Genomic DNA, 22,177 nt, shown 5'->3' with positions numbered 1-22,177 from the left:
CCTCGGCTCACGGGCAGAGCCGGGAGTCCGCGTGCCGGCACGCATGCAGGTTGCGCGGCACCTCCAGCCAGTAGATGTCCGGCGTGGTGTTCTGGCGCTCGCGCAATGTCTCGGTGACAGGCGCCGTGCCCACGCCCGGAATCACCACCTGGTAGCGGATGCCACCCGAGGCCGACACCGAGACGACCGCCGCCGGCTCCGGAGGCGGTGCCCAGGCATCTTGCGTCTTGGCGGGCGAGTACCCGAGCAGGTTGCCGTCCTTGTCCATCACCCGGAAACCCTCCGACTGGTCCGGGAGACCGGTGATGATGTCCGCCTGCCACGAGCGGCTGAGGTCACCCGCTCCCGCCAGCTTGCAGGCCGACACGGCGGCGCTCGCGGGCGGAGAGAAGCTCGGCCAGAACACGATGCCTCCGAGCACGACCGAGCCTGCCGCCGTCTTCTCCTGCAACCCTCCATACTGGAGGAACCACCCCGCTCCCTCGGTGGTGCCCCGCGGGAGCGACGCGAGCATGCTCGTGGGCACGTAGCGGACGGGGCCCTGCGTCGGGTGCACATACGTCGCGTACGCGCTGTCCGGAATGGTGACATCCACCAGCGAGCAGTCCACTCCCGCGCCGCAGTCGAAGGCGCCATCCGTCACGCGCTTGTGATCGAACGCGACAGCCTCGGCGGAGCTGGCGAAGCGGCGCTGCCAACCTCCATACGAATGGAAGCCGAAGTAGCGGTTGTGCGGCACCTTGTCCTCGTCCGCGCCCAGGTTCAGGTCCCCGTGTGAGTCCGTGGGGAGACTCGCCAGCGAGCACGACCACTCTCCGCCCGACCTGGAGCACTCGGCATCGGTGCTGGCCGGATCCGGCACGCCCACCGCGGGGAAGTCATAGGAGCCACTGCCCAACGCGGTCGCCTTGTCGCACCGGATGCGCAAGCGGGTCAGCTCCAGCCGCGAGGACGTGCACACGGTCCCCTCCGTGCCCGAGAGGGACTCGGTGTTCTTCACCAGCACGCCGTTGTCGTACTGGATGGTGGACTTGCGCAGCTGGCCGTTGATGTCGGCGACGAGCTCCGCGTCCACGTCACACTTCATCCGCACGCAGGCCAGCAGATCGTCCGGACCACAGTGGGTGCCCTCCCTGGAGCGCAGGTGCTGCCGGTCGCCGGTGCCCACGAAGCTGCGCAGCCAGCCCGTCTCCGGCTGGAGCACGTTGGAGGCGAGGTGGAAGATGGGCAGCTTCTTGTAGGCGTTGCGCTTGGGGTCCGCTCCGCTCACGTCCTCGCGCGCCATCTCCAGCGAGCGCGCACCGAACCAATTGTTCACCCGCCCATCGCTCCCGAGCACGCCCGGCTCCTGGAAACGGAACGTCCACACCTGACCGCCCAGGTCTCCGACGATGAGCGTGTCGAAGAAGCCGTCCAGGTCACGCTGCAGGTTCTCCGCCTTGCCGATGTCCACCAGGGCCGGTGCGGCCGCGATGGGCATCATCCGGTGCAACACCTCGTCCGTGTACGCATCCCCCGAGGCGGCACCGGAGTGGGCCTCCGCGGACCACAGCTTCTGGCCCGTCCACGCATCCAGCATGTACACGCCGCGGCCACGCGAGAGGTCCGCGCTGTAGCCACCGTTGAGCACGGCCACCCAGCGCTCCTCCCATCCACGCGCGTTGCCCTTCGCGAGCCGCACCGGGCCGATGGGCGGCGGCTTGGGCGCGAAGTTGCTCCAGGACTGACCCACGGCGCCCGACTCCGCGTCGCACGCATTGGGGAACATCCACCGGAAGGGCTTGCCGTCCGACTTCAACATCTCGCGCGGATCCGTCACGTCCAGCGCGACGTAGCGCTGGCCACCGGAGCGCTCGGTGAGGATGGCCACCGTGTGGAACTCGCCCGCCTCCTTCACGTCGTTGCCCGCTCCCCCGGTGGCACTGTCCGACCAGAGGTCGCGCACCATGGCCGTGCCGTCCACGTAGTACTCGTGGCCGTTCATCATCAGCCCCAGCTTGGGCAGCAGGTCCGGAGGGATGAAGGCCCACAACTCCTGGCCGGTACCCAGGTCATGCACGTCATCGAGAGCGCCCGTCTTGTCCCGCGCGAGCGCCGTGCCCGCGTGCACGGCGTGCAGCATGCCGCCGTTGGAGCCCACCAGCACGATGCGCTCCCTCTTGGCGTACGCCTCGCGGAACACGTCATAGGCCCCGTACTTGCCACCCGCGCCGCGCGGCGGGTCCATCGGCGTGGGCGCGTAGCAGGGCTTGCCCGCCCCCGGCGTGGAGCACGACGTCTCCGACGATACCGACGCGGTGAAGTCCCCGTAGAGGGTGGACAGGCACTGGCCGCTCAGCCCCAGCGTGCACAGCAGGGGCTCGACGGGCGGATCCACCGTCACCGGCGTGGAGTGGAAGATGTCCGCGAGCTTGCAGGAGCGCGAGGTGTCGTCCGCGCACGGGCGCTCCTCGCTGGTGAGCAGGTCTCCGTCGTAGTCGAAGACGTCCTCGCCCCGCACGAAGCGGATGAGCATGTCGACGCACTCGTCCCGCTCCGCTGGCGTGCCCGTCCAGGCCTTCTTCAGCTTCGCGAAGGCGCCGGGGCAGAAGCCGTCGCCCGCCGCCAGCAGGTACTCCGAGAGCTCGGCACGGTGCGCCACGTCGAAGGGCACCGGCGGGTTGTCCGCCTCGGTGAAGCGGCCGTCCTTGTCGCGATCCACGAGCGTGAAGACGCAGCGGCCTCCCGTGGGGCTCAGCGGGTTGGCGGGGTCGCACGGGGCGCTCGCGCCGCGCTTGCCGAGCGTCTCCCCCAGGTCCCAGAAGGGCTGGGCCCGCACGCCACCCACCAGCCGGCCCTCGCTGTTGACGGTGGCCGTCCCCACCTTCACCCAGGCACCCTCCACGTTCTCCTGGACGATGTTGTCGCGGGTGAAGCTGGAGATGTCCGGCACGCCGCCAGAGAAGCCCGCGGGCGCGTCCAGGAAGAACGTGTCATCGCAGTCCTTGTCTCCGTTGAGGTCGCGCGGATCTCCCCCCGGGCCCTTCGCCAGCGCCGGCTGGCAGCCCTGGGAGAACTCGCTGAAGAGGAAGAAGCGGAAGAGATGCCCCTCGTATGGGCGGCCTCGGTGCGGGCTGAAGCGCGGCACGAACGTGGAGGACTGCATCCCTCCCGTCTGCACCGGCGCGACGCTCGCCGAGGAGAACGCGGTGGAGACCTCCTTCACCTCGCCGAGCGCCGCCATGATGGCGTCGCGCAGCTCCGCCGAGTTGTTCGCGCGGAAGAAGCTGCCCTTGCCGGCCATCGCGATGCTCTGGAGCATCGGGCTGTTGTCGCCATAGCCGATGGTGAACGTGCGCACCGACTGGTCCCCCGGAAGGTCATCGCGCAGGTCCGCGTTGGCCAGGAAGAAGGCCACGTCGTCCATGAAGTTCTTGTTCGTCTTCGCCAGACCCGTGGGCCAGTTGGCGTAGTCGCAGTCCTCCTTCGTCGCGCCGAACCTGTCGCAGTAGTTCACGCCACCCGGAGCCGGGTTCGTCTCCGGGTTGCTCGAGTCAAACGTGAGCGGCGTGCCATCCGGGTGCTTCGCGCCCCGCGCCGTGAGCACCTCCATCATCTTCGTGATGGGCACCGAGTTGTCGTACCGCGGCGAGCCGTCCGTCAGCACGATGATGGAGCTGGCCTGACAGGCGAAGCACACGGAGCGGTCCTCGCCGCCACCCTCCCAGGGCTGCGTGTCCTTGAGCCACTCGTCGGGAGACTGCGCGCCCCAGGGCTTGCCGTCCTTGCCCGTGAGCACGTCATCGACCGTGCCGCCGTTGCAGCACCCCGGCCAGCCCCAGCCCGGGTTGATGGGGTTGGTGAACCAGTTCGACCAGCGGCCATCCACCTTCTGCGAGGAGAAGTAGCCCCCGAGCCCGAAGAGGGCCTCGCCAATGGAGCGCTCGTCGTTGCGGAAGGAGATGGAGTTGATGGCCTTGCGCAGCTCCGGCCGCGCGAGCGCCGTCTCGTCCATGAGCGGATGGGACTTGTTGCACGCAGGCTTGAGCGGCCGCAGCAGCACCGGCGGATCGAACCAGCCATGGTCCGGGCCGAACGTGGCCACGCCCAGGCGCACTCCATCCACCGTGGAGACGATGTCCTTGAGCACCTTGCGCGCCACCACGAACTTGGGCGGACGCACGTTGAGCACCCGGCCGCTGAGAATCCACTTGCGCCGCGCCTCCACCGGCAACGGCCCGGTCACCGGATCCGACGGCGTGCTCGCCAGCGGGCCCCTCCACCAGCCCTTCTGCGCCAGGCACTTCTGGCACTCCGCGTAGACGGGCGAGCCCCACGGCTCGCTCCACGCCACGGCGTTCCCACACGCCTGCATCGTGTCCGTGGTGCCCTGCGTGCTCCGCATGTCCACCGCGAGCGAGAACGGCGCATCCTCCACCTGCCACGACAGGCGCCGGCCTCGCGACTGGTAGTACTTGTCCGGATCGAAGAAGTGCGTCTCCGTGGCGGAGAAGTCCGCGTCCGCGTCGAACGCAATGGCGCCGTTGAGCTTCGGATCCGCGCTGGTGCGATCGAACCACTTCATCGCGTCCACCAGCGCTGGCTCGGAGCATCCCCACTTCGAGGTGTCCCCCACCTCGGGCAGATACTCGGCGTAGTCCTGCATGGACTCGTTGTTGCCCAGCAGGAAGATGGCGCCGGGCGGAACCGACGGCACCTCGAAGAAGTCCTTATCGCCTCCTCCCGAGGCGTGGATCATCGTGTCACCCAGAGAGGCCGCTCCCGTGCAGCACGCGGCCTTCTCCGGCACCGGCACGCTGCCCGAGCGCCCCGGCAGCGCCAGCAGCCCCACCGCTCCCGCCACCACCAACCCCGCCGCCAGTCCCACGCGGCGGTTGGACCACCGCTCTCTCGTATGTCTCTTGGCGTTGAAATCGATGCGCATCTTCCAGGCTCCCAGATGCAGAACCGCACATCCCACGGACTCCCCGGGCTCTCGCCTCCGGACGGAGTCCTCGTGACGGGGGAATCGACCCCCGGGCGGCGCACACACGCGCCCCCTCCCCAGCAAAGTCCGCCCCTCTGACACCCAGAGCGCAGCTTCAGGACAAACCTGCCGTGTGGGCGGACACGGTGAGCGGAGAATGCGGTGATAATGGGGTTGGCCCGCTCCACCTCTCCCACGGCGCCTGGAGGGCGTGATGCCCACCCTCTCGCAGCGACTCAACAAGCCCGAGTACCTCTTCCGACCCCAGCAGTTGCTGCAGCGGCTGCGCGCACTCAACGCCTCGAGCTCCGAGCGGGAGCGAACCTTCTCACTGCCCTGGGGCCTGCCGATCATCGTGGACCCTCAGGACACCATCGGGCGCGCCGTGTGGCACCTGGGCCTCTACGATCTGCTGGTGAGCGAGACGCTCTGGAGGCTCGTCTCCCCCGGAGAGCAGGTGCTCGACGTGGGAGCGAACATCGGCCACATGGCGAGCGTGATGGCGATGCGCACCGGGCCCTCCGGCCAGGTCATCGCCTTCGAGCCCCATCCGCTCCTGCATGCGCGGCTGCAACGCAACCTGGAGCTGTGGCGGGCGAAGCTGCCGGGCCTGCGCCTCGAGGCGCGCGCGGTGGCCGTGGGCGACGCGAACCGCCCGGGCCACCTGAGCATCCCGACGTCGTTCCAGGAGAACGCGGGCACCGCCTCACTCGTCGAAGCGGGCTCCGCGAGCGTGACTCCGGGCACACCGGGCCTGGTGGCCGTGGACGTGCGCACCCTCGACTCGGAGCTGCCCGCCTCGCTGACCCCGCTCGTCATGAAGATCGACGTGGAGGGAGGCGAGGCCGCCGCGTTCCGGGGTGCCACGCGCCTGCTCTCCACCTGTGTGCGCGACATCGTCTTCGAGGACCATGGCGCCTGGCCCACCCCGCCCATGCAGTTGTTGCGGGACGCGGGCTACACGCTCTTCCGCCTCGAGAAGACACTCCGGGGACCCGCCCTCGTTCCACCCGAGACCCCGCCCGAGACCGGTGCGTGGGAGGCCCCCAGCTTCCTGGCAACCCGTCAGCCGGACCGGGCTCGCGCGCTGCTCGCCCCTCGCGGATGGCGCTGCCTGACTCCACCGCGCGCGTGACTCCGGACCATCCCAGGAGGATGCCCTCCCCTTGGACGAGCGGTTCAACAGAGGGAACACCCCTTCCGGGATGCGGATGTGAGCATCAAAGATGTCTTCAGGAGATCCCTTCATGCGTGCTCCGGCGACCCTGGCACGTGACACCCTGCGCCTGCGTGCACTCCTGGCCGATACCCAGCGGCTCGTCTGGGTGGTGGATGAGGCGGGAAGGATGCAGGAGCCCTCTGCCTCCTGGGCGGCCTTCACCGGCCAGTCCTTCGAGCAGATGCTGGGCCGGCACTGGCTGGAGCCGATCCATCCCGAGGACCGGGGAAGCCTGGAGCTGAGCGGCCGCTCCCCCGCCCCCGCCAATGGAGAGGAGCCCACCTGCCGCGTGCGCCGGGCGGATGGGGCCTGGCGCTCCGTGCGCGTGCATGCGCTTCCGGTGAAGGACGATGCGGGTCGGCTCCTGGAGTGGCTCTTCCTCGCCGAGGACGTCACCGGTCAGGCCAGCGACAGACAGGCGCAGGCCGAGAAGGCGCTGCTCCAGAGCGAGGAGCGGTTCCGGTCGCTGGTGCAGACCTCGACGGCGGCGGTCTGGACCATCAACGCCGAAGGCTTCCCCAACGAGGATTCCCCCTCCTGGCGGGCCTTCACCGGCTGCCCCCTCGAGTCATGGTTGGATGGCTCCGCCTGGCTGGAGTACCTCCATCCCGACGATCACGAGCGCGTCAAGGAGATCTGGGGGCGGGCCTTCGCCACGAAGACCCCCTATGAGATCGAGTGCCGTCTGCGGCACGTGAGTGGAAGCTGGCGCTGGGTCCAGTCCCGCGCGGTGCCCGTGTTCGATCCAGACGGCACCGTGCGCGAGTGGGTGGGCACCACCACGGACATCTCCGCGAGCAAGGCCGCCGAGGAGGAGCGCGACCTGCTGCTGGCGGAGCTCGAATCCAAGGAGCGGCTGCTGTCGGCCATCCTCGCCCAGATGCCCTCGGGCTTCATCCTGGCGGGACCCGGCGGAGAGCTGCAGTACGCCAACGCCCAGGCGGAGCAGATCTGGGGCCATTCCCTCATCCAGACAGAGAACGTCCAGGGCTATGCCGCCTACCAGCACTTCCATCTGGATGGCACCCAGTACCGGCCCGAGGAGCTGCCGCTGGCGCGCAGCCTGATGCACGACGAGGTGGTACGAGGTGAAATCCTATGGCTGCGCAAGACGGACAGCCGGGAGGACCGCTTCATCCGGGGGAGCAGCGCCCCCATCAAGGACGAGCGCGGCCGGACGATCGCCGCCATGGCCATCTTCGACAACATCACCCAGGTGCGCCGGGCCGAGGAGCGCGCCGCACGCTTGCAGTCGGTCACCACCGCCCTGTCGCAGGCCCTGACACCCGGCGACGTGGCCCGGATCGTCCTCACGGAGGCCCTGGCGGGCATGGGGGCCACCGCGGGGAGCGTCTACCGCAGGCGCGCGGATGGAATGATCGAGAGCCTCTATGACGTGGGCTACCCGGAGGAGTTCATCCGCCACCTGCGTCTGCGCTCCCTCGACGCACACACCCCTGTCACCGACGCGATGCGCACGGGCAAGACGCTGTGGTTCCGCAGCAGCGAGGAGTCGGCCGGGCTCTACCCGGAGGTCGAGGCCCTGGTCACGGTCCGGTACGACCACTCGTTCGCCGTGCTTCCCATGGAGGTGCATGGACAGCGCATCGGCGCGCTCGTCCTGTCCTTCCCTGAACCGCGCTCCTGCGGCCCCGAGGAGATGCAGTTCATGAAGATGCTCGCCCAGCAGTGTGGGCTGGTGCTGGAACGCGCACGCCTGTACGAGGTGGCCGAAGCGGAGCGTCAGCGCGCGGAACAGGCCAGCCGCTTGAAGGACGACTTCCTGGGCGTGCTCTCCCACGAGCTGCGCACGCCGCTCACCGCCATCCTCGGCTGGGCGCAGATCCTCCGCACGCGGGAGCTGACGCCGGAGAAGCGCGTGCACGCCCTGGAGACCATCGAGCGCAACGCACGCGCGCAGACCCAGCTCATCGAGGACCTGCTGGACGTCAACCGCATCGTGAGCGGGAAGTTGCGCCTGGTCGTGCGCCCCACCCACCCGGTGAAGGTCATCGAGAACGCGCTGGAGGTGGTGCGTCCGGCCGCCGAGGCCAAGGGCATCCACCTCCAGACGCTGCTGGACGTCCAGGCGGGCTCCATCCAGGGAGACCCGGATCGGCTGCAACAGGTGGTGTGGAACCTGCTGTCCAACGCGGTGAAGTTCACCCCCCAAGGGGGATGTGTGACGGTGGCCCTCTCACGGGAGCCGTCGTGCGTGGAGCTCCAGGTGCGGGACACCGGCGATGGAATCGCCCCGGACTTCCTGCCGCGCCTCTTCGAGCGGTTCAGCCAGGCGGATGCCTCCTCCACGCGCCGCCATGGGGGGCTGGGGCTGGGGCTGTCCATCGTGCGCCATGTCGTGGAGTTGCATGGCGGCACCGTCGAGGCCCACAGCGCCGGCAAGGGCCAGGGAGCCACCTTCATCGTCCGGTTGCCGCTGGTGGCGCCCCGCCCGGGGACGGCCGAGCCGGTGCCGCCGCTCCCCCCGCCCGCCGTCCGCCTCCCCATCGACTACCCCCCGGAGCTCAGCGGACGCCGCATCCTGGTGGTCGACGATGAGACGGATTCGCGCGAGCTGCTCACCACGCTGCTTCAGGAAGGAAGGGCCCGGGTCTCCACCGCGGCCAGCGCGGCCGAGGCGCTCGAGCTCCTGAACCGGGAGCCCCCGGAGCTGCTCATCTCCGACATCGGCATGCCGGACATGGACGGCTATGCGCTCATGCAAGCGGTGCGCTGTAGACCTCGCGAGCGGGGCGGGCGGGTGCCATCCGTGGCGCTCACCGCGTACGCCCGAGAGGAGGACAAGGCCACGGCGCTACGGGCGGGCTTCGATGCGCACGTGGCCAAACCGCTCGAGCCGGCGGAGCTGCTGCGCGTGGCCGCCTCGCTGCTGCGCGGGAGCGCCTGAGCGTCAGGGCTCGGGCGGTTGGGGCTGCTTCAACAGCCGGTAGCGGCCGGGAGACACGCCCGTCCAGCGCCGGAACGAGCGGCTGAAGCTACTCACATCCGAGAAGCCCAGCCGGAAGGCCACGTCGGCCAGCTCGAGCTGCTCGTCGCGCAGGAGCGTCCGTGCCTTCTCCGCGCGCACCCGGTCCACCAGCTCCTGGAAGGAGATGCCAGCTTCCTCGAGCCGGCGCTGGAGCGTGCGCTTGCTCATGTGCAGCCGCGCGGCGATGACCTCCGCGTCCACCCCGGACTCGAGCGCCTCCTCCATGCGCACGGCCACGGTGGCGGTGAAGTCCTCCACCGGAGCGCGTGCACGCAAGGCCGTGTCCGCGAACTGCTCGGCCGTCGCGAGCAGGCGCGGATCCGCGGTGGTCAACCGGGCCCCCATCCACGCCGCGTCGAACAACAGGCCGCACTCCGCGCGGCCGAAGTCGACCTCCTTCGTGCCGAAGAAGCGGTGCAGGGGCTCCACGAGCCTCGGACGCGCATGGATGAACCACACCGCCCGTGGCGCCACCGGAAGCCCCGTCAACGTGCGTGCGTGCGTGAGCACCGAGGCGAGCACGTACTCGTGCGCGTGCCGGGTCAGCCCCCGGGGATGTCCGGAGATGCGGCAGGTGAACGCCACGTGCTCTCCGCGCTCCTCCAGCGCGAGGACGAGCCGGTCGTTCTCCAGCGGGCCGTAGCGCACCATCCGCTGCAACGCCTCGCGCACCGTGGGGCTCGCGCGCATCGCCAGCTCGGCCAGCCCGTAGGTGCGCGGTGCCAGCTCCGCCGGCAGCCGCAGGGAGAGGAATGGGTCGTCCAGCTCACCCGAAGCGGCCTCCAGCAGTTGCCCGAAGTCCACCGCGGTGAGGGGCGCGTCCGTATGCTCCTCCACCCCCGCCGAAAAGCCGAAGCGGTGGACGAGCAGCTCCGCGTCGCCCCCGTGCGAGCGCACGAAGCGGACGAGCGCCGGGACGAGCCCGGACTGGAACGGAGTCTCTTTGCGCGTGCGCGCCACGGGACATGGATTATGGCACGCTTGGTCATGCTTTCCGGCGTTCCGGGTGATACCGGCGCCCGGGGCCGCTCCGTACATTGGCGCGCGTCACTTCACGGGAGAACGAGCGATGAGGACGCAGATCAAGAACAAGGAAGGGGCGGAGCTCTTCAGTTTCGACGGGGACCTGCGCGAGGCCCTCGAGGCGGCCGGCGAGGCCCAGGTCGATCTCACCCGGGCCGTGCTCGACGGGGCGGACCTCTCCGGAGCGGACCTGGAGGACCTGAACCTGCGGCAGGTGAGCCTGCGCAACGCCAACCTGCGCGGCGCCAACCTGGAGAACGTCAACCTGGACGGGGCCAACCTCCACGACGCCAACCTGCGCGGCGCCAACCTGGAGCACACCGACATGCGCGAGGTCGTCCTGGCGGGTGCGAACCTCGAGGGCTGCAACCTGGAGGACGCGCGGCTCGTCGGCGCCAACCTCGTGGGCATCAGCGCGCAGGGCGCGAACTTCGAGGGCTCGGACCTGGCCCGCGCGAACCTGGAGGGCGCCAACCTGGAGGGCTGCAACCTGGAGGATGCCCGCCTGAGCGAGGCCAACCTGTCCCGTGTGAACCTCCGGCGCTCCAACCTGGAGGGCGTCGACCTCGATGGCGCGAACCTGACGCGAGCGGACCTCCGCTCCGCCAACGTCGAGAAGGCGGACCTGCGCGACGCCCTCCTCGAGGGCGCCAACTTCCGGGACGCCAACCTCGAGCGGGTTCAGTTCGAGCGGGCCAACCTGACGAATGCCTGCTTCGACAACGCCAACCTCGAGCGCGCGACCTTCTCGGCCGCCACCCTCACCGGCGCGACCTTCCACGGGGCGAACCTCCACCGCGTGAAGGGCCTCACGATGCCCGAGCCCGGCTGACCCCTCCGTCGGGCACGGGCTCGCCCGCGAGGAGCGCCCGCGGGTTGCCCTCGAAGAGGGAGAAGACGGTGAAGGTGATGGCGTACGCGCCGATGACGTCGATGGTGTAGTGCAGGTGCGACAGGAAGACGCTCGCCACCACCAGCACGTGCCCCATGAGCATCACCGCCCGCAGACCCTGGAAGCGCCAGACGTAGAGCAGGAGCAGGAAGGTGGTGGCCGTGTGTCCGGAGAAGAAGAGGTCCTTGGTGAGGTACGTGTGCGGCGTGTTGGCGCCCAGCACGTCCACCGGGGACACGAGCTGGAAGAAGGCCCGCATCCGTGAGGCCGCGTCCATCCCCGCGTTGACGTCCGCACCATTCACCGGCCCCAAGCCCGTGGCGAGGATGCAGAGCCCTCGCAGCAGCGCCAGCACTCCGCTCGCCACCGTGTAGCGGCAGAAGCGCGAGGCATCCTCCTTGAGAAGCAGCAGGGCCACCGGCAGGTACGCGAGCGTCCACAGCGCGTAGTTCCAGCGATCCACCCACGGCACATACGGCACGTGCGCCAGCACCAGGTCCGGCAGCCGCGGGGCCGGACGCGCCTCGGCGAGCAGCGCCATCCAGAGCATCACCGCGTAGCACGTGGCCCGAAAGCCCAGCGCCAGCGTCACCCGGAGCGCCATGGGCCACGTTCGGGAGGGTGCTGGCGCTGTGACGACGTTCATGCCGGGACGTCTACCCCGATTGTCACGAAATTGAAAATCGGTGTCGCCCCAGCCGTCGGCCTATACGGAGCGGTATCTCGTCCGGTGGATGGCTCTCAGGATGAGTAGCAGGACGCACGCTCCGATGAAGGCCACGATGATGGTGCCGACGATGCCACCTCCGGGCGAGGTGGCTCCGAGCGCCCGGAAGAGCCAGCCGCCCAGGAACGCGCCGACGATACCGATGACGATATCTCCGACAAGTCCATAACCGCCGCCCACCACCGCTGAAGCAAGCCAGCCCGCGATGAGGCCGACGAAGAGCCAGATGAGAAGTGTTTCAATGGTCATGTGAGGAACCCTCGGGTTGGACTCCTCATCAAGTAAGCATCCGGGCGGGTGGGGCCGAGGGGTCAGCCGGACAGGAGAGCGCCGTGCTGGCTGCTCGCTCACCCGGGACGGCGGTGCTCCACACCTCCCGGGCCGGCCACCACCAGCTCGGAGGTCAGACCGATGAACAGGCCATGCTCCAGGATGCCGGCCCTCGCCTCCAGCCGCGCGGCCAGCTCCTCCGGACGCTCGATGGGACCGAAGGCGCAGTCGAGGACGAAGTTGCCCTGGTTGGTCCGGTAGGGCGCTCCATCGGGGCCCTCCCGCCGGGTAATGCGCGCGCCCAGTCCTTCCAGGAAGAGGGCCTGCGAGCGCCAGCCGAAGGGCAGCACCTCCACCGGCACCGGCGCGCGAGTCCCAAGCTGGGGCGACAGCTTCCCCGCGTCCACCACGATGAGCACCCGCCGGCTCGCCTGGGCGACGATCTTCTCGCGCAGCATCGCCCCTCCCCCGCCCTTGATGAGGCGCAGCCGCGGGTCCACCTCGTCCGCTCCGTCGATGGTGAGGTCCAACACCGGGTGCTCCTCCAAGGTGGTGAGAGGCACATCCAACGAGCGCGCCAGCGCCTCCGTCTCCACGGACGTGGGCACGCCCACCACGTCCGTCAGCGTCCCCTCGCGGCGCAGGACGGCCAGCCGGCGCACCACGAAGGCCGCGGTGCTGCCCGTGCCAAGCCCCACCACCATGCCCGGCTGGATGGATTCCACCGCGCGCTCGGCGGCCAGCCGCTTGAAGCGGACGACGTCACTCTCGTCGGGTGCGGACATGGCAGCCGACCCTACTCATCTCAGGTCTGGATGTCCCACCCTCAACTCATCACTCTTCTCGGCGATGTGGGCCAGCAGCGAGACCCAGGACTTCACGAAGGCGTCCGCGCCCTCGCGCTGGAGCTGCGTGGCCAGTCCGTCCACGTCCACGCCCGCGGTCTCGAACTCCTCCAGCACCTCGTCGCACTCCCACTCCTCGGGCGTGAGCAACGGCCCCACCTTCCCGTGCTCCGCGAACGCCAGCAGGGTCTTCTCCGGCATGGTGTCGATGGTGTCCGGCGCGATGAGCGCCTCCACGTACAGGGTGTCCGACGCGTTGGGGTCCTTGGTACCGGTGCTCGCGAACAGCAGCTTCTGCACGGGCGCTCCCTCGGATACCAACCGGCGGACGCGCGCGCTCTCGCGCAGCTCGCAGTAGGCCCGGTAGCTGCGCTCGCCCACCGCGATGCCCAGCCGGTTGCGCAACGAATCGGGGACCTGCCCCTCCACCGCCTTGTCCCACCGGCTGATGAAGATCGAGGCCACCGACTGCACCTCCGGCGAACGGCCCGCCTCCAGCCGCCGCTCGATGCCTTTCATGTACGCATCCGCCGACGCCAGGTACTGCTCCATGGAGAAGAGCAGCGTCACGTTGATGGGCACCCCGGCGAAGATGGACTCCTCGATGGCGCGCAGGCCCGTGGGCGTGCCGGGAATCTTGATGAAGAGGTTGGGCAGAGCGGCCTGGGCGTGCAGGGTGATGGCCTGCTCGACCGACAGCGCCGCCTCCTTGAAGGCCAGCAGCGGGGAGACCTCCAGGGACACCCAGCCGTCCTGGCCCCCGGTGCGCTGGTGGGCGGGCTGGAAGAGCGCCGCCGCTAGCGTGAGGTCCTCCAGCGCCAGGCGGAAGAAGATCTGCTCGGCACTCAGGCCTCTCTCGGCCGCCCGGGCGATGGAGGCGTCATAGTCGTGCCCGTGACGGGTGGCATGGTCGAAGATGGTGGGGTTGGACGTGAGCCCGGTGACGAACAGGTCGGTGACGTAGTGCTTCAGCCGACCTGAATCGAGCATCTCGCGGGCGATGGCATCCAGCCAGATGCTCTGGCCGACCTCGTGCAGTGCCTGGGTCGCATTCATGCCATGAAGGTGTGCACCCCGCGACGGGGGTGCATGCATGCAACCGCTGACCGTGGGAATCCCGCGAGTCATGGCGGCCAGCCGGGCCCCCGGCACATCGTCCGGGGTGCCGCCCATCACACGCGCCGCTATGGGGTGGTGATGACGACCGACGCGGCCGAGCGCTTCGCGGGGCCATGGTGTACGGCCTCGATGTTGTTTCCATCCGGGTCCAGGACGAACGCCGCGTAGTAGCCGGGATGGTAGTGCCGCTCGCCAGGACCACCGTTGTCGCGGCCTCCCGCCGCCAGCGCCGCGGCGTGGAAGCGGTGCACCGTCTCGCGATCGGGCGCCTGGAAGGCGAGGTGCACCCGCTGGGTGGGAGCGTCACCGTGGCTGATGTAGAGCTCGTCGGCCCAGAACCAATCGGCGCCCTCGCCGCCCAGGGGAATCCCGAAGACCGCCAGGACGCTCCGGTAGAAGCGCTTGCTCGCCTCCACATCCTGGACGCGCAGGTGGACGTGATCGAACAACCTGCCTACGTGTAGCTCCATGCTTCCCTCCTCGAATGGATTCTTGAAGCCGTGGACCGCGCTGGACACGTACAAGAACCTGACCACGAACTTCTACGGGAAGATCGCCACCTGTTACGGCCGGACACCCGGCTCGCCTCCCTTCTCCGCCGTCTTGGCGAACCGGCGGAAGAAGCTGCTCTCGTTCCAGCGCGGGCGCTCGGGCGCGTCCGCCACGGTGCGGGCGAGCTCCGCGAGCATCCGCACGAACTTCGCCGCGCCCTCCTTGTCCACCGGCTGCGACAGATCATCCGCCGGGGCGTGGTAGCGCTCGCGATACCACTGCTTCTGGAGCAGCTCCTCCTTCGAGCCCGGCTCGAAGCCGAACTTGAAGGCCAGTGCCGGCACGCCCTCGCGGATGAAGGAGTACTGGTCGCTGCGCACGAAGCCCATGCGGTTGGGCTGGGGGTCCGCCTGCACCATCACCCCGTGGCCGGCGGCCACCTGCCTCAGTGAAGCACCGAGGGTGGACTCGTCGAGCCCCTGGGACATCACGTGGGTGAAGGGCATGAGCGGCAGGAACATGTCCAGGTTGAGATCCGCCACCAGGCCCTCCGCCGGCACCGTGGGGCGGGCCGCGAAATACTTCGACCCCAGCAGTCCCTTCTCCTCGCCCGCCACCAGGGCGAAGAGCACCGAGCGCCGGGGCTTCGTCTCCGAGGCCTGGAGGACCTTCGCCACCTCGAGCAACGCCGCCACGCCCGAGGCATTGTCCATGGCGCCGTTGTAGATGCCGTCTCCATTGATGGGCTCGCCCACGCCCACGTGGTCCAGGTGCGCGGAGAGAACCACGTACTCGCCCGCGAGCTTGGGATCGCTCCCGGGCAGCACGCCCACCACGTTGGATGCCTTCACCGGCGAGGTCTCGAAGGCGAGCTCGGCCTTCAGGCGCGAGGGCAGCTCGAACCTGGGCAGGGGCTTGTCCGCGTTCGACAGGGCGACCACCTCCTCGTAGGTGTGTGGAGCGCCCGCGAACAGCTTCTGGGCGCGCGCCATGTTGATGACAGCGCTCACCTTCAATCCCTGGTCATCATTGAGGGACGGGTCGGCGAACATCATCGAGGGCATCTTGCGCGCCTTCGCCGAGCGCTCCCAGGGCACCTCCACGAGCTTGGGCGACTGCACCAGGATGACGCCCACCGCCCCCGCCTTTCGCAGGGCCTTCGCCCGTTCGCTCGAGGAGCCATGGTGGGCGCGCAGGGCGCCGGAGATCTTCTCGGGGCCGCCCTGGAGGATGACGGCGACCTTCCCCTTCAGGTCCACCCCCGCGAGGTCGTCGTATCCCGCGTCGGGGATGGAGAGGCCGTAGCCCACGAACACCATCGGCGCGTCGACAGCACCCGGCTCGCCCATGCGGCTGGAGATGATGGCGTCCTCACCCAGGACGAGCGGCGTCTGCTTGCCGCCTCGAACCAGCGCCAGACGCGAGCGTTCCTCCACCAGCCGGCGCGACACCAGGGCCATCTCTTGAAGGTAGCCCTCGCCAGCACCCGGCTTCACACCCGCGGCCGCGAGCTGCTCGGCGACATAGGCCGCGGCCTTGCGGTAGCCCTCACTGCCCGTCTCGCGGCCCTGCAGCTCATCGCTGGCGAGGAACTCCACGTGCTTCCACCAGCTCCTTCCATCCAAGGTGGGTACATCGGCGCGGGCGGCGGGCGCGGACAAGAGGGCGAGCGCGGCAAGGAGAGAGGCACGAGGAGAACGAAGCACGAGGGACTCGCTTTCGGCCCGGAGAAGCCCGGACACGGAGGACGGAAACAGCGGGGCCCCCAACACCCGCCGACGCGGATCATTTCCGGAGTTCGCCAGCCTCCGGCCACACACCGCGCGGACTGGTCCGACCATCGGACCAGTCGCGGGAAAATGCGTCCGGAGGTGCCTCTTTCCCCACGATGCTTTGGCGGGCTCACCCTGGCGCTGCTTCGGATGGCATAGGATCCGCCCGCATGAAGACACTCAGGGCATTCATCGAGAGTCTCTGTTCAGAACAGTGTGCCGGCCGCGAGCCCGGAAGCGCGGGGGGACGGGCGGCCCGCGCCCTCGTCTTGGAGGCGTTCCGCGAAGCCGGACTCGAGCCCGTGGAGCAACCCGTCCCCGGCTGCTCCGGAGCCAACGTGCTCGCGCCGCTCCGGGGCGACCAGGACCGGTGGGTGCTCGTCGCGGCCCACTACGACCACGTGGGCCAATCGGGCAAACACATCTTCCACGGCGCGGACGACAACGCGGCGGCCGTGGCCATCCTCCTGGACGTGGCCCAGGCGCTGCGGAGCCGTCCGCCCAAGGGGCGTGGCGTCCTCTTCGCCGCGTTCGATAGCGAGGAGATGCCTCACTTCCAGACGGAAGCCATGGGTTCGGAATACTTCGCCCGCCACCCCACCGTTCCGCTCGACACGATCGATCTGATGGTGTGCATGGACCTGGTCGGCCACGCGGTGGGACCCGACGAGGCACCGGACGACGTGCGCCGATCCGTGTTCGCACTCGGGGCGGAGCGGAGCGAGGGAACGGGCGTGCTGGTGGACCGGCTGGCCCGAAGCGAACCGGGACTCATCATCCGCCGGTTCGATGCCGAGACCATCCCTCCGCTCTCGGACTACTGGGGCTTCTGGCGCCGCGAGGTGCCATTCCTCTTCCTCACCAACGGGCGCTGGCGCCACTACCACACGCCCGAGGACACGCCGGACAAGCTCGACTACCCGAAGATCCAGGCCACGGCGCGGTGGCTGGAGCGGCTCGTCCGCGAGGCGTGTGCGCGGCCAGAGCCGAGCGTCCGTTTCCTCTCGGGCGTGCGCGATGACGCGTCGACGTTGCGCTCCGTCATCGCGCTCACCCAGTCGCTCGAGCCTCTGTCACCCCTGGCCGCCGCGGCCCGCCAGACGGCGGAGGGGCTCCTGCGGCGGTGCGACGGAAAGGGGCGCCTGGCCGACGCGGAGCGCTCCGCCCTGCAGATGCTCGTGGCGCAGCTCGAGAGCGGGCTGGCCTGACGCCGCGTGGGCGGGCTGGACTCCATCCTGAGACGTTCCCGATAGGAATGAGACCCTCATGCGCTTCATCCCATTTGCCATTCTCGCGGGTGCCGCCGCGTGGCTCGCCAGCCGGTGGGACTCGCTGCCCGAGCGGTGGGTGATTCACTGGGGGCCCGGGGGCGTACCGAACGGCTATGCATCGAAGACCTTCGGTGGGGTCTTCGGACCACTCCTGTTCGCGGCGGCCCTCGCCGTCTTCCTCGAGCTCATCGCCGAGCTCACCGAGCGCATCACACGGGCCCGGCGGATGCCCCGGCTGGCGCGCGCCTATGGAAACTTCGTGCGATGGGTGTCCATCGCGGTGGTGGCATCCATCGCCGCCGTCACGGTGCTTCTGCCCTCGTCCACACCGCCCTCGCCGCGGCTCATCCTGGGAATGATTCTCGGTTCCATCGTGCTGGCGCTGGTGGCGGGAGGGCTCGGACTTGCCTCCGCGGTGCGCGAGATGACCGCGAAGGGGGAGTCCCTGCCCAAGGGATACGGCCCGTTGCTCTACCGCAACCCCGAGGACCCTCGGCTCCTCGTCCCGAAGCTCAGCGGAGTCGGCTGGACCCTCAACTTCGCCCACCGCTCCGCATGGCTCCTGCTGGCGCTCTTGCTCCTGCCGGTGCTCGTGGCGCTCATCATCGCCTTCGCCGCCGCGAGATGAAGCACGGGGAAGCCGGCTCGAGCGCGCGGCGTGGTGACCCGGAAAAAAACAACGGGGAGGAGCCGCCCCCATGCGACTCCTCCCCAACCCGCTTCCCCACTGCCACCCCAACAACCCCCACCCTTTCGTCACTGCGCAACCCGACCGACCCGCCACCCACCCCAACCCTTCGTCCTGCCCCACCCCCGACCGACCCGCCCCGAAAAACACCCGACCCTTCGTCCTGCCCCAGCCCCATCCGACCCCGACCGACCCGACGTACTTCCCCAGCCCGCCCCACCCCGACCCGCCACTCCCGACCGCCTCACCCGTCCTGCCCCGCTGCCTTCACGCGAAGGCGATAGAGCATCCCGCGTGCCAGCGGCGACGCACAGGCAAACACGTGTGATTTCAAGAGCTTACCGAGCCGCGAGGAGAGACCCGGGCCCGCGGGTCGGTAAGACTTACGGGAGCCGGGTTCCGGAAAGCAGAAGATGAGGGCGGAGCGCTGGGCGGCCTGCTGCCCGGCGCCGCGACGCGTACGCGCTTCCTGGCACATGCCGTCGAGCATGAGAAATCGCGGTATGGCCGCATGACCTTCTGACGAGGACCCTGAGCAGAGGCGCCCGCAGTCGAAATGCCCACGGTGGACATGTCCATCCCCATCGCACTGCTCCGGGATGAGCCTGCCTCGGTTTTGTGGTTCTCGCGCACTTCGTGTGGTTCAGGGTTGGCGAACTGGCGAGCCTCATCTGCCCCCCCAATGTCGTCGCGACGGTTAGCAGGTGCGCTGACGCCAGCGTGTCGTGCGAGCAAGCAGATGGAGGTTGCCGTCGCCTACCGGGTTTTGCGTACTCGCCTCGTCGTTCCTTTTATTGGATGTCTTTGACTCACAGCGAGACACCGCGCGGAAATGCGACATATCTGCCCATGGACACACGTCCCAGCATGTCCTCGGGATTTCAAATTCTCACCCACTGGTAATGCCTTTCCACGCGCACCGCGTCATCCATGGAAAGAACATCCATCCCCAACGAGAGCATTGGATTTGAACGTTCATTGATGTATCAATGAAAAGGCATCAAAAGCCGTTCGAGCTCATGTCGTTGCGGTTTGACATGCAGGAGGCCACGCCATGCACAGTGATTCCGGTACAGGTAGAGGTTCTTCGAGGCGATTGCCCAGACAACGGCTGGGATTGACGGTGGGAATCATGGCTGCTGGCATCTCGGGGCTGCTCCCCGCCGCCGGCCGGGCGGAAGGGGGGCCTCCCGCCAACGTCATGTTCCTGGTGGACAACAACGCCTCCATGCAGGAGTACTCCGAGTATCTCCCCGAGGCCTTCACGCCCGGCTACTACCCCACCCCCGAGGATGCCGCGCCCGGAGATCTCGGAGGGGACGGGCCTGCCGGATACAACATCAACACGGGCTGCTCGGATCCGGCGCTGGTCGCCGCGATGAGCTGGTTCGACAAGGACAGCTCGGATCCGGCGAAGAATGGCTCCATCAGCGTCGATGACGATCCCACTCTGGGTTCGAAATTCTTCGAGCCGGATAAATTCTATCATTCGAGGGGACGGCGTCTGGCCTGGCAGACGGAGGAATACCCGTACTCACTCTCCAGCTTCTTCAATGCGTTGAACTCCCACGGCGACGTGCTGACGGCTTGCTATACCGTCACCAACTGGAAGGGCGCGTACTTCGACTCGCCCATGATGAATGAGTGCATGGCGTGTCTGCAGACCAAGGGCTGGTGGCGCGGTCCGGTGGTCTCCGCGCTGACCGAGCCCGGTCTCAACGGCCCGACACAGAATCCCGGCGATCCGCCGCTTCCGCCCGAGGCGTTCCGCAAGTGGGTCATCAGCGGCCGCGTTCTCAACGTGCGTCCTCCCAAGTTCGTGGTGGCACGCAAGGCCACCAAGGACGCCATCGCGCAGGCGTCCAACGTGCGCATGGGGGTGGCCACGCTCGGAAGGGACCAGGGATGGTTTGATCCGCCGGAGCTCCTCAAGGGGATGAGCCCGAGCTGCACCGACTCCACCCCTGCCATCAATGAGTCGGCGCTCGACCGTGCCGGCCTGAAGCAGGCCGTCAACCAGATCCAGTTCCGCAACCAGGATCGCCATATCGGTGAGGCATTGTTCGGCCTGGGCGGCTACTTCTCCTCGCAGACACAGGACAACCGGTGGGGGAGCTGGTTCGCGCAGCCCATCAATCCGAGCTGGGGCTGGCCGGGGTGCTGCGACGGTGGCACGTATGACAATCCCTACACGGGCCAACCCGGTGCGACCTGGGCCGCCGCTCCCGACGAGTGGCTCAAGGCTCCCTATGTCGATGAGGAGCGCGGAATCTACCTGCCGGGCCAGCCCTGGGAGCCCTCCGAGAGCGATGACAAGTCCATCTGCTTCGACAACCAGAGCACCGCCGTCGTCGTGGTGACTGGAGGAACGCCCCGTTACGAGGACAACTCGGTGCCCATCACCCGGATGATGGAGCTGCTCAAGGCCCAGGGCGCCAGGCACCCGGATGGCTCGCTGGTCCGGTTCAACCCGACCGACCCCGAGCACAACCCAGACGTGGGCGGCATCAACTATTGCAACGAGGCCGTGAAGTATCCCCCGGCCAGCGGGACGTACACCCAGGCGGACTGCGACTACACCGACTACAACTGGCCGCACGGTCTGGGCGTGGGCAACAAGAACTTCATGGATGACGTGGCCTTCTTCCTGTCACACATGGACCTGCGCGGCGACATCGAGGGCAGCGAGTCCGTGCGGACGTTCGTCGTTGGCTACGGAACTCACAGCCCCATGCTCCAGAGCATAGCGAAGGCGGGCCAGGGTGGGTTCTATCGTGCGAACAACGGGACCGAGCTGCGGAGCTCCCTGACGACCATCATCGGCGGGCTCTCGGCGCCGTAGCACGGAGCTGGACGGCACACGCACCGAAGCGGTGACGGAGGTGGTCAGCGACGCCCGGCGTCGAGCCACCCCGTCACCGCGGCGTGAGCCAGGACGGCGGGCGACCTCAGGGCGTGACGGAGACCTCGACGTCCTCGGAGTGGAAGAGGCCTCCCTGGCAGCCAGCCACGCCGTCGCAGGTGAGCACCTGCGCGGCGGCGGTGCCACTCAAGCGAAGGATGTACTGACCCTCGACTGTGCCGCTCGGGACGAGGAAGTTCGCAGCGTTGCCCTCCTGCTCCACGGAGAGGCCAGCTACGGCGCCGCTGTTCTTGTGGATGAGGGTCACCTGCGCGGGCGCCGAGAGGGTGTCGGTCTCGGGCAGCCACACGTACGTCTGGGTCTGTCCGCGCCGCAGCGAGCCCGGGGTGCCGCCGCTGCGCAGGAAGCGCCGCTTGGCCTTGGCATCCTGGAGGACGAGCAGCACCGAGTGGGTGTCATCCTGGAGGATGATGCGGATGTCCTCGGTGGGCTCGTTGTTCCACTGCGAGGGATCGAAGTCGAAGGTGGCGCTCGGGGGCTCGCACACCTCGCGCCCGCCAACACCCGTGTCCGGGACGCCGCCGGGATCCAGCTTCATGGGCTGGCCATTGAAGGTGGCGGTGACGCCGTCGGCCAGCCGGGCACAGGCGTCGGCGGAGAACTTGAGGGTGAAGCGGTACGCGCCGACGGACGAGTCCCGTTCCAGGGAGTCCACGTCCGTGAGGGTGAATTGGAGGGTGCGGCCCTTCAGGTCCGCGAGGGTGACGGGCTGGGCCACGGTGCGGCCACAACCAGCGAGGAGCCCCAGCGCGGCGAGCGCGCCCATGACGAATCGGAGAGACGAAGCGGAAGCCATCGGGCGCACCCTACCACCACGCTCGGGAAGGGCCTGTTTCGCGATGCACTCCCCTGCCTCCCGCCTGGCAGCCGGGCGAGCGCGTCCATCCCATGCCGCGCCCGCTCCCTCGAGAGAGCGCGCCCTTCGGACCTTGATGCGTCTTGCGCACGAGGCGAACATCGGGAAGCGGATGAGCCGCGTCG

15 protein-coding genes are annotated in these 22,177 nt (G+C 68.7%); 6 read left to right on the top strand and 9 right to left on the bottom strand.

Annotated elements, in window-relative coordinates:
* Positions 1–7: 7 nt before the first annotated feature.
* A complete protein-coding gene (locus DAT35_RS49530; RefSeq protein ID WP_108076377.1) occupies positions 8–4,924 on the bottom strand; it encodes a PilC/PilY family type IV pilus protein in 4,917 nt (1,638 codons plus the stop codon).
* Between the two features lie 256 nt (positions 4,925–5,180).
* Between DAT35_RS49530 and DAT35_RS49525 the strand changes: the two genes are divergently transcribed.
* Together DAT35_RS49525 and DAT35_RS49520 are read left to right on the top strand one after the other, a co-directional pair.
* Positions 5,181–6,101, top strand: a complete 921-nt coding sequence (locus DAT35_RS49525) for an FkbM family methyltransferase (RefSeq protein ID WP_108076376.1) — start codon at positions 5,181–5,183, stop codon at positions 6,099–6,101.
* Between the two features lie 112 nt (positions 6,102–6,213).
* Positions 6,214–9,093 (top strand): PAS domain S-box protein, encoded by a 2,880-nt coding sequence (locus DAT35_RS49520; protein ID WP_158502204.1) that lies wholly within the window; start codon positions 6,214–6,216, stop codon positions 9,091–9,093.
* 3 nt (positions 9,094–9,096) lie between these two features.
* Here the strand turns inward: DAT35_RS49520 and DAT35_RS49515 are convergent, their stop codons facing one another.
* Positions 9,097–10,134: an AraC family transcriptional regulator gene (locus DAT35_RS49515; protein ID WP_158502203.1), complete on the bottom strand. Its 1,038-nt coding sequence runs from the start codon at positions 10,132–10,134 to the stop codon at positions 9,097–9,099.
* Between the two features lie 109 nt (positions 10,135–10,243).
* Here DAT35_RS49515 and DAT35_RS49510 point away from each other — a divergent pair, with 109 nt between their 5' ends.
* A complete protein-coding gene (locus DAT35_RS49510; RefSeq protein WP_108076373.1) occupies positions 10,244–11,029 on the top strand; it encodes a pentapeptide repeat-containing protein in 786 nt (261 codons plus the stop codon).
* Here DAT35_RS49510 and DAT35_RS49505 read toward each other — a convergent pair.
* From DAT35_RS49505 to DAT35_RS49480, 6 genes are all read right to left on the bottom strand, one after another.
* A complete protein-coding gene (locus tag DAT35_RS49505; RefSeq protein ID WP_108076372.1) occupies positions 11,007–11,735 on the bottom strand; it encodes a phosphatase PAP2-related protein in 729 nt (242 codons plus the stop codon). The two genes, DAT35_RS49510 and DAT35_RS49505, sit on opposite strands and share 23 nt — an antisense overlap.
* 60 nt (positions 11,736–11,795) lie before the next feature.
* Entirely contained in the window at positions 11,796–12,065 is a 270-nt protein-coding gene (locus DAT35_RS49500) for a GlsB/YeaQ/YmgE family stress response membrane protein (protein ID WP_108076371.1), read from the bottom strand.
* Between the two features lie 98 nt (positions 12,066–12,163).
* Positions 12,164–12,871 carry a ribose-5-phosphate isomerase RpiA gene (gene rpiA, locus DAT35_RS49495; RefSeq protein ID WP_108076370.1) on the bottom strand — a complete coding sequence of 236 codons (708 nt, stop codon included), beginning with the start codon at positions 12,869–12,871 and terminating at the stop codon, positions 12,164–12,166.
* A gap of 15 nt (positions 12,872–12,886) precedes the next feature.
* Positions 12,887–13,987 (bottom strand): transaldolase, encoded by a 1,101-nt coding sequence (gene tal, locus DAT35_RS49490; RefSeq protein ID WP_108076369.1) that lies wholly within the window; start codon positions 13,985–13,987, stop codon positions 12,887–12,889.
* Between the two features lie 128 nt (positions 13,988–14,115).
* Positions 14,116–14,520 (bottom strand): VOC family protein, encoded by a 405-nt coding sequence (locus tag DAT35_RS49485; protein WP_108076520.1) that lies wholly within the window; start codon positions 14,518–14,520, stop codon positions 14,116–14,118.
* Between the two features lie 93 nt (positions 14,521–14,613).
* The gene (locus DAT35_RS49480) at positions 14,614–16,248 is read right to left on the bottom strand and encodes a M28 family metallopeptidase (RefSeq protein WP_233262176.1); all 1,635 of its coding nucleotides are present in this window, start codon (positions 16,246–16,248) and stop codon (positions 14,614–14,616) included.
* A 236-nt stretch (positions 16,249–16,484) separates the two neighbouring features.
* Here DAT35_RS49480 and DAT35_RS49475 point away from each other — a divergent pair, with 236 nt between their 5' ends.
* The 3 genes from DAT35_RS49475 (at position 16,485) to DAT35_RS49465 (ending at position 21,115) form a co-directional block, all read left to right on the top strand.
* Positions 16,485–17,522: a M28 family metallopeptidase gene (locus DAT35_RS49475; protein ID WP_158502202.1), complete on the top strand. Its 1,038-nt coding sequence runs from the start codon at positions 16,485–16,487 to the stop codon at positions 17,520–17,522.
* A 58-nt stretch (positions 17,523–17,580) separates the two neighbouring features.
* On the top strand, positions 17,581–18,213 hold the full coding sequence (locus tag DAT35_RS49470) for a DUF5808 domain-containing protein (RefSeq protein ID WP_108076366.1): 633 nt from the start codon (positions 17,581–17,583) through the stop codon (positions 18,211–18,213).
* A gap of 1,192 nt (positions 18,214–19,405) precedes the next feature.
* Positions 19,406–21,115, top strand: a complete 1,710-nt coding sequence (locus DAT35_RS49465; protein WP_146210204.1) for a hypothetical protein — start codon at positions 19,406–19,408, stop codon at positions 21,113–21,115.
* A 106-nt stretch (positions 21,116–21,221) separates the two neighbouring features.
* Here DAT35_RS49465 and DAT35_RS49460 read toward each other — a convergent pair whose 3' ends face one another.
* Positions 21,222–21,992, bottom strand: a complete 771-nt coding sequence (locus tag DAT35_RS49460; protein WP_158502201.1) for a hypothetical protein — start codon at positions 21,990–21,992, stop codon at positions 21,222–21,224.
* Positions 21,993–22,177 lie beyond the last annotated feature (185 nt).

Source organism: Vitiosangium sp. GDMCC 1.1324 (assembly GCF_003044305.1).
GTDB lineage: Bacteria > Myxococcota > Myxococcia > Myxococcales > Myxococcaceae > Archangium.
The sequence above is the reverse complement of the archived record's forward strand: the minus strand, read 5'-3'. Positions and strand labels throughout refer to the sequence as shown.